Origin of the sequence: Bacillus sanguinis (assembly GCF_018332475.1) — a bacterium.
GTDB lineage: Bacteria > Bacillota > Bacilli > Bacillales > Bacillaceae_G > Bacillus_A > Bacillus_A sanguinis.
Genome location: NZ_BOQB01000328.1, coordinates 1 through 8681 on the forward strand (window position 1 = coordinate 1; position 8681 = coordinate 8681).

At 33.8% G+C, this 8681-nt stretch carries 11 protein-coding genes; 2 read left to right on the forward strand and 9 right to left on the reverse strand.

Annotated features, from left to right (window positions below):
* The first annotated feature begins 136 nt into the window (after nucleotides 1–136).
* Both KI369_RS25085 and KI369_RS25090 read left to right on the forward strand, forming a co-directional pair.
* Nucleotides 137–1522 (forward strand): S-layer homology domain-containing protein, encoded by a 1386-nt coding sequence (locus KI369_RS25085; RefSeq protein WP_212957997.1) that lies wholly within the window; start codon nucleotides 137–139, stop codon nucleotides 1520–1522.
* A 2-nt stretch (nucleotides 1523–1524) separates the two neighbouring features.
* Complete coding sequence (locus KI369_RS25090) at nucleotides 1525–1737, forward strand: DUF3006 domain-containing protein (protein WP_212957999.1); 213 nt, start codon at nucleotides 1525–1527, stop codon at nucleotides 1735–1737.
* A gap of 64 nt (nucleotides 1738–1801) precedes the next feature.
* On the opposite strand, the gene KI369_RS25095 is transcribed toward KI369_RS25090, so the two are convergent.
* The 9 genes from KI369_RS25095 to KI369_RS25135 all read right to left on the reverse strand — a co-directional run bounded on the left by KI369_RS25095 (nucleotide 1802) and on the right by KI369_RS25135 (nucleotide 8499).
* Complete coding sequence (locus KI369_RS25095; RefSeq protein WP_212958001.1) at nucleotides 1802–2608, reverse strand: GH25 family lysozyme; 807 nt, start codon at nucleotides 2606–2608, stop codon at nucleotides 1802–1804.
* A gap of 270 nt (nucleotides 2609–2878) precedes the next feature.
* Nucleotides 2879–3298: a GNAT family N-acetyltransferase gene (locus KI369_RS25100; protein ID WP_212958003.1), complete on the reverse strand. Its 420-nt coding sequence runs from the start codon at nucleotides 3296–3298 to the stop codon at nucleotides 2879–2881.
* A 26-nt stretch (nucleotides 3299–3324) separates the two neighbouring features.
* Complete coding sequence (locus KI369_RS25105; RefSeq protein ID WP_238484956.1) at nucleotides 3325–3675, reverse strand: hypothetical protein; 351 nt, start codon at nucleotides 3673–3675, stop codon at nucleotides 3325–3327.
* Between the two features lie 23 nt (nucleotides 3676–3698).
* Complete coding sequence (locus KI369_RS25110) at nucleotides 3699–3845, reverse strand: hypothetical protein (RefSeq protein WP_212958005.1); 147 nt, start codon at nucleotides 3843–3845, stop codon at nucleotides 3699–3701.
* A gap of 129 nt (nucleotides 3846–3974) precedes the next feature.
* Nucleotides 3975–4487: a GNAT family N-acetyltransferase gene (locus tag KI369_RS25115; RefSeq protein WP_212958006.1), complete on the reverse strand. Its 513-nt coding sequence runs from the start codon at nucleotides 4485–4487 to the stop codon at nucleotides 3975–3977.
* A gap of 34 nt (nucleotides 4488–4521) precedes the next feature.
* Nucleotides 4522–5532 (reverse strand): HAAS signaling domain-containing protein, encoded by a 1011-nt coding sequence (locus KI369_RS25120; protein WP_212958008.1) that lies wholly within the window; start codon nucleotides 5530–5532, stop codon nucleotides 4522–4524.
* Nucleotides 5519–5866, reverse strand: coding sequence for a PadR family transcriptional regulator (locus KI369_RS25125; protein ID WP_212958010.1), 348 nt, complete (start codon nucleotides 5864–5866; stop codon nucleotides 5519–5521). The genes KI369_RS25120 and KI369_RS25125 overlap by 14 nt, the downstream gene beginning before the upstream one ends.
* 160 nt (nucleotides 5867–6026) lie before the next feature.
* Nucleotides 6027–6359, reverse strand: coding sequence for a DUF952 domain-containing protein (locus KI369_RS25130; protein WP_212958012.1), 333 nt, complete (start codon nucleotides 6357–6359; stop codon nucleotides 6027–6029).
* Nucleotides 6360–6429: 70 nt separating this feature from the next.
* Nucleotides 6430–8499, reverse strand: coding sequence for a HelD family protein (locus KI369_RS25135; protein ID WP_212958014.1), 2070 nt, complete (start codon nucleotides 8497–8499; stop codon nucleotides 6430–6432).
* Between the last annotated feature and the right edge of the window lie 182 nt (nucleotides 8500–8681).

The following is an 8681-nucleotide window of genomic DNA, read 5'->3' on the forward strand; positions in this document are numbered from 1 at the left end:
TCATTACTATGTTTAGATTTGATGAATTCGTAAATACACACACTTACTAATAAGATATTTAACTATTAAACTTTGAATTACTTGTAAGAAATGGTAAAGTTAATAAGGTAAAAAATACATAAAGTGAGGCGATTTTTTGAAAAAGTTTAGTTTATTACTAACAGCATTTGTCATAATCTTATCGTTATTCATCCCTAATTTTACAAGTGCTAAATCTTTTCCTGATGTTCAATCTAATCATTGGGCAATTAAAGAAATTAACTATTTATCGGATAAAGGTATCATTAAAGGTACGCCAGAAGGAACTTTTAAACCGGGCGATGATGTAACTCGTGGACAAATGGCCTTAATGCTAGATTTATCGTTAAAATTAGAAAAACCATCTAGCTATAATCATATTTTTTCCGATGTAGCCAAAGGTATCTATTATTATGATTCTGTACATAAGTTAGCACATAATAACATTGTACAACGTGAAACGAATTATTTCCCTGATCGCTCATTAACTCGTGCAGAAATGGCAAAGGTTTTAGTTAAAACTTTTGATTTGAAGCCTACAGGTGCCGACGTCAATTTCCCCGATGTTCCATCTACTCATTGGGGTTACAATTATGTCAAAATTTTAGCTCAAAATAATATTACCACTGGATTGCCTGATGGTACATTTGGTCCAGGTGTAAAAGTAACTCGTGAGCAATTCGCTGCATTCTTGGCTCGTGTATTAGAACCAAATTTCCGTCCTGCTCTTCCTAAGCCTAAAGGAAAGTTAGAAGTTCATTATATTGATGTAGGACAAGGTGATGCTACTTTTATTAAATCGCCAAGTGGAGAAACGATCCTTATTGACGGTGGTAACAACGGAAAAGGTAAAGTAGTAGCAAATTATTTAAAAGGATTAGGCTTCCAAACTATCGATTATATGATTGCCACTCATCCTGATGCCGATCATGTAGGCGGATTGGATGAAGTACTTTATGCTATGAATGTAAAAAACGTTTACGCACCTAAAGTAAGTCATACGACACAAACGTTTAAAGACTTTTTAACTGCAGTAGCTAACAAAGGGTTAACTATTAAAGAAGCGAAGTCTGGAGTAACTTTACCAATCAATGGTTTAAACTCACAATTTTTAGCTCCTGTTAAAGAATACGGTAATGATCTAAATGAGTGGAGTGCTGTATTAAAAGTAGCACATGGTAGCAAATCTTTCTTATTTACTGGTGATGCTGAATCTAAAAGTGAAAACGATATGGTTGCAACGTACGGTTCCGGCCTAAAATCCGATGTATTAAAACCTGGCCACCATGGAAGTAAGACATCTTCTTCTCAGCAATTTTTAGATGCAGTGAAACCAAGTATCGCTGTAATTAGTGCAGGTGCAGGTAACCGCTATGGCCATCCTACAAAGGAAACTTTAGCGAAGTTAAATGCAATGTCTGTTAATGTATATCGAACTGATTTAAATGGAACTGTAGTTATTAATAGTGACGGTTCTAACATTTCTGTAAGAACGGAGAGATAATTATGCAAAGAGGTATTATTGACCGTTTTGAAGGTGAACTAGCAATTATTGAAATGAATAACGAAACAATTGATGTACCTAAATCCAAACTCCCTTCTACTGCAAAAGAAGGTGATGTTCTTATAATCGAGGATAATAAGTTTACAATTGATAAGAACGAAACAAATAAAAGAAGACGTGAAATCCAAGATTTAATGAATAAGCTATTTGAATAGCAAAAAAAGAGCCTTCCAACAGGATGGCTCTTTTTTTGCACACATAGTAACTTGTTATTTTTTATTATTTAACTTCATACCACCAACCTTTTCGATCAAGCCAACCTTTCATACCGTTTAATTGCGCATCGCTAGTTGGATCGGAAATAAAATACGTTAAGCCATCCGATTGTAAAATGAAGTTAGCAGTCATCTTTACCGATGTTAAAGCTCTCATAGCTTCAGGAGCCTCATATGGTGAAAAAGCACCTGATTGAATGATATTTTGTTTAGAAACTTGTGCTTGTACGTTTTCTTGTTTTTGTACTGAATCAGTAAACCAGGAAAGTGGCTTATTTCCTATTAATTGATTTAAATCACATTTACCGATACCTGGTACATTACCTGTCTCGGTGTATTGCCAAATATCACAAGGATATGCTGGTTTGTTACCACCATATCTAGGAATCCATACAAAATCACTTTTTACGTTCGCCATTCCGAAAGGCTCATATACATGATGACCAACATATAAGCCAACTTTTTTAGCACCTAGTCGGCGTAATTCATCGATAAAAGCTTGTGTACCGGCTCTCATATCATCCATTGTTTTTACTTCTACATCAGCCGCCCAAACTGTAGCGCTCTTATCACCGCGATTCCAAAAATCTTGCGCTTCCTTCTTCGCATCAGCAATTGAAATAAATCGGCAAAATGCATAGTTACCAAATGGAATATTTCTTGTTTTCATTGCTTGGACATAATTTTTATATAGAGGATCTATATAATTTGATCCATCCTGTACTCTAGCGATTACGAAATCTAGTTGTGGAGCTGCTACATCCCAGTTAATGTTACCGTTCCATTTCGAAATATCTACAATATAACCCATAACTTAACACCTCCTTTATCACTATTATATTCAGTGCTCGTTTTATTGCTCATCCCCTTCTAAAAATTCAACAGGTATTGTTAGTTTTTACGACAATTCTCTTCTACAAAGACAGTAACTCATTTCCATAAAAAAAGAAAATCATTGTTATACGAATCACACTTTTCGTTCCCCTCATTGCATCAAATTGATTAGATACTATAAACTAAAAAAGCATCACCTTGTTGGCAATGCTTTTAAAATCTACTTTTCTTGTAAACACGAATACGACTAGTACAATCTCTTTTCTAAAAAGTGTTGACTATGTCCTTTAGGGTGATCCTCAACTACACCATATTCTCGGTAGCCGTGCTTTTTATAAAATTCTGGTGCTTGAAAACTAAATGAATCTAATAATATTAATCTACAACCTTTTTCCTTCGCAATGTCTTCAATTTTATGTAACAGTTGACTGCCATAACCATCATGACGAACCGATTCATCAACCCATAAAAAATCTATATGAAGATGATAAAAATACATCGTTCCTGTTACCCCGCCAAAAATTTTTCCATCCTCATCTTTCACTACGAAATTTACATGTTCCATCAGTTGTTTTGCTTCATCTGTTATAATAGACATGTTATATTGAATGACCTTATTTTTTATGTATTCTCCTTCAGCTCGAGTACCATTCTCTATGTGTTTCATATATTTCTTCCTTTCAGCTTATTAAGCTACCTTTCATTTTTACTTTTTCTCTTTAAAATACTAATAAATACGAATCCACCATAAGTAACAAAGCATGAAAAACCAATTATCCCTGGCACAGAAACATAGCCTACTCTTATATAACTTATAACTGCAAAAGAAGCGATAGACAGTAAAATAGATGGCCAAAATAAAAGAGCTGTTTTTCTTCGTCTCTGTTTCGATGTATTTTCTTTCTCTTTAGAAATACGTGTACCAAAGAGTAATACTATACAAATCAGAATCGCTGCAAAGTAAATTGTATCTAATGACAAATTATGATCGTAAATCGCGATTCCAACTTCCAAAGCAATAATTGTTAAGATTAATATGATTATTGTTGATGTCTATAAGTTTCTTTTCAATCGCTCACTCCTAGCATACTTTCACTATATTCTTTGTATATGTACTTCAAAGCTACTGCAAAAGCTTCATCTACCTCTTTATTTTCACGTCGACTTGTATCTCTTTCATTTTTTGAATGACAGTTTCCATTTTGATTCCTCATTTCATATCGTTTTATCACCTTCAATAATTCAATATATAATGTAAAAACCCTTTTTAATAAATTAAATCGGCTATTACAATAGGAAAAAGGTAGCATGAATTACTCATTGCTACCTAAGACTTTAACTTTCTATTCTTCTATAGGATTTTCTGGCCCGTTCAGCTCCAATTGATAAAAAGCTAAATCTAACCACCTATTAAACTTATAACCGGCCTTTTTAATCGTCCCGGCATGAACAAATCCATAGTTTTCATGCAAAGCAATACTTTTCTCATTTTCCGCATCAATTCCAGCAATTAAAGTCATATATTCTCTTTCCCGTGCAATGGCTATCAGTTCTTTCATTAAAGATGTCCCAATTCCTCTATTTCTATATTCCTTATTAACGTATACAGAATGTTCAATTGAATATTTATAGGCAGGCCAAGATCTAAATGGGCCAAATGTCGCAAATCCTACTATTTTATTATCAAGTTCGTATACTAAGATTGGATAAGCTTCAGCCTTTTTTTGTCCATACCAATCTATTCTATTTTCAAGGGTTACGGGTTTATACGTATATACAGCAGTTGTATTCAGTATCGCATCATTATAAATATCTAAAATGTATGTTACATCTTGTTTCCTTGCTTCCCTTATCATCGTTTTCTTCCTTTCATATACGTTCTCTTTTTAACTACCTATTTGTTACACGAACACTAGCTTTTCGAAAGCCATCATAAATGTTTAATGCAGCAGATGAAACGTAAATGAGAATACCCCCACCAATTAGCCACTTTTTAAGTTCTTCCGGAGAAATAGTGAACACATTTGCCACAAACGTAATAAATCCATCGGTAAATATGTGCGGATTTACTACAATTATAATGAATACTATCGTTCCAACTATTTGAAGAATAGCATTCCCGATTGCCAATCTTTTCGTCCATTGTCCCTGTACTAACTTATAAAGAGATATAGCTATTTCAAGAACAATCATAATCATAACAATTGGCCAATACTGAAGTAACACATCTTGATTAAAAGTTGGCGCGACAAACTTCAATCCGCTTTCCGTAGCATTATATACACCTACAAGATGGTTCGCATAAAAGTAAAGTGTTGCCCATATTGCCGTCCACATTAACCCGCCAAATACTTCGAACTTTGAGATCGATTTTTTCTTTGGAACATACGAAGTATTTTTCAAATCATCAGGCGTCCATTTTTTTAAACTTGTCGTCAACGGTTGAGTACCTTTATCTTTATCAGTTCTTTCTAAAATTGCAAATACAAGTGTCAACCAAAAAAATACATGGAGACCTACTTCGATAATTTCCCCAATTCCTTTACCTATCACATTTAAAATAACATTTAATACCGCTTGCTCACCATCATATCCTACAAAATTTTCTGCAACCATGGCAATGAGTGCGATAACAGCTGCAATCGGTATGATCATTTTTAATAATGTCGTATATACATCAAAATAACGAGGTCCAATTAAATGCATCGGCCTATCCAAGTACCCATTTGCCAATGAAACTGGACTCCCTAATTTTTCAAGAACCCTTTTTTCATCATCTTCATTATAATCATCAGGTAACATATCTTCGATTGTTGACCGTAGTTCAAGAATAATATCTTCACGATTGTTTTCAGGTAATCTCTTCGCTACTTCCTCAACGTAAATATCAATCAAATTCATTCTTGTCCTCCTCCTTTAATAAGTTATAAAGTTCTTTTGAATCCTTTATCCATTCCTTTTTCAACTGCAAAAATATCTCAAATCCGTATTCACTTAAAACATAATACTTACGCGGTCTACTCTCCGTTTTATCCCAACTACTCGTCACTAGCTCCTGCTTTTCTAATCGGCGAAGTAGTGGATATAACGTACTTTGATCGATTGTAATCCCTGATTGCTCCAATAATTGGACAAGTGAATACCCATACTGCGGTGTTCTTAACTGGCTTAAAACAGCTAATGTTAATGTACCTCTTCTTAGTTCAGTAATTAACGAATTTAATAAAGCATCCATTCACTCACCTCGTTTTCATTACTATATGTCATACAGTATGTGTTTTATACTATGTATCGTACAGTATCAAGGTGACAAATACAATATTTTTTTACCAAAAAACGGATAATAAAAAGCACAAACTTTTAATTTGTGCTTTTCTAGCTTACTTATAACACGCTTAACTTTGTAACTCTGGTAATATAAATTCCCCTTTTTCCCTAGGAAATGGAACAACATCTATAATTGCATCTATATTAATTGCTCCGTAAACATGCGGATATTCTTGACCGTTAGAAGCAAGTTCATATTTTATTTCTGATTTCACTAAGAATGGATCAATTGTCAATAATAAAACACCTTCTTCATGGATGAAATATTTTTCCGCAACGTTTAAAGCTTGCTCTAAAGATGAACAGTGTATAAATCCCTCTTCTTTTAGTGAAACTTCATTAATTTCTCCATTTATCTTTGCGATTTCCCAACTTCTCTGTGTTATTACTTTTGTAATCACTATCATGTCTCCTATATATTTATAAACTAAGAGACTTTCCGATTCATTACTAGAAAAGCCTCTTGTATTTTTATTTCTTAATTAACGGAGATGCTTCCCCGCTATGGAAAATCCATAAATCATGAAGCGACCTTGTACATCCAACATATAATAACTTCGCATCGTGTTTCGTATTTTTATAATGTTCTTCATCGACATCAATGAGTAGAACAGCATCAAATTCTAACCCTTTCGCTAAGTATACAGGTACTACTGAAATACCACCTTCATATTTACTTTGATCTGCTTCAATGACGTTTACAGTCAATCCTGCATTCGTTAATTTCTCATACATATCGCGGCATTCATCGTCTGTTCTTCCGATTACCGCAATTGTTTTCACATCTGCATTTTGTAGCTGTTTTAATGTCTTCACAATTTCAGTAAACTGATCTTCTGTATGAATTACTTTCACTTCTTCTCCACTACGGAAAACTGGCGTTGCAAGCCCTACAGGAATTTCTGCATTTTTTATTATCTCATTTGCAAATTCAATAATTTCTTTTGTAGAACGATAACTTCTCGTCAGTTCATAATAACCTGTTTCTTGGAATACTTCCTTAAACGCACTCCAATCTTCAATTCCTTGATAATCATAAATCGCTTGAGATAAATCACCTAATATAGTAAAAGAATTACCTAATGTAATTTCTTTCAATACATAAACTTGAAAAGGCGAGAAATCTTGCGCTTCATCGATAACGACGTGATGGAATTTCTGTCCGATTTCAATACCTGTGATGCGGTGATGTATGTATATTAAAGCGGGTAAATCTTCTACATACACTTCTTTTTTACGACCATTCTTTTCTGTTTCTTTAACAAGTTCTTCAGGTAATACTTCAAGTATTTCCTTACTTTTTAATATTGAACTATACAGTGAAAGAGCACTCATTTTCGGCCAAAACTTCATGTAAGTGTTCAGTCTTTTAGTTGCTTCTTTTTTGAGTAATTTTTTCTCGTTTGTTTCTCCATACTTTTTCAGTTCAATTTCAATCCAGCGTTTCATTCGGCCGACTAGACGTTCTCTTCTTTTCTTTAATGGATAGTGTTTATATTCCACTTGCATCCACTTTTTAATATCTTCCACTGGAATAACAGCTTTATCCCATGCCTCAAAATCACTTGTTGGCGCTAGCTCTTTTTCAAATTCAACCATTCGCTCTTCAATAAAGGACTTAAATTCCAATGTACCTTTCAATTTACCAAGCATAACCTTTCTTTCATCACGATTAATAGAAAAGGCTTCTTTCAATTTTTCTTCTGTCTGCTTCAGTTTCACCGAATCATCTAACGTACGTAATGCCCAGTCCGGAAATGTTGTTTGACTAATATTCCCTACACCTAATTCCGGAAGTACACTCGAAATATAGTCTAAAAACAGACTATTTGGAGCGAATACAATCATTCTCTCAGCTTCTAGCTGTTCACGATATTCATAAATTAAAAAAGCAAGGCGATGTAAAGCGATCGTTGTTTTACCGCTTCCTGCAACCCCTTGAATAAGTAATGGTAAGTTTCTTTCCGCACGAATAATATCATTTTGCTCCGATTGTATCGTCGAAACAATATCCTTTAGTTTATTATCTTTATTCTCACCTAATCGATATAGAAGAAAATCATCGGCATGCGAGACATCTTCATTTCCTTTTACATATGTATCAACAACACGTTCTAATTCTCTTTTTCGAATAGAGATGTTTCGCTTTAAATAAACATCACCTTCTACTAATCCGTCTGGTGATTGATAAAACGCTAATTCATCACCGCCGGTAAATGAATAAAACATACTTGCGACAGGTGCCCGCCAATCAATTACAATTGGTTTCATCGTATCTTTATCTGAAACACCTACCTTACCGATGTAGATTGGCATAATACCTTCCTTGCCATCCTCTTGAAAATCTAATCTTCCAAAGTACGGTTCTTGTACACCAATACGTAAGTTTTGTCTATTAGACTCCCTCATACTTTCAAGAATTTGTTCTTTAAAATCATCGCCATAATAAACTGGAATTTTTTCAAGCTGTTCTAATTGATCATCCATCGTACGTAATGTATCTTTCATTTTTTGTAACTCTTCTTCAAAAATGTTGTTCATTTGATGATTCCCTCCTGTCCGTTCTAATTTTTCAGTCGAAATATAATTGTATTAAAAATCCAATTATAAAGTCAAGAACTTAATTTGTTTTTTCTGAAAAAACTCACTTTTCACCTTTCTAATATTGAAATTCAAATGATATTTTTACATGATAAGAATATATATCATCTAAATCATACAAC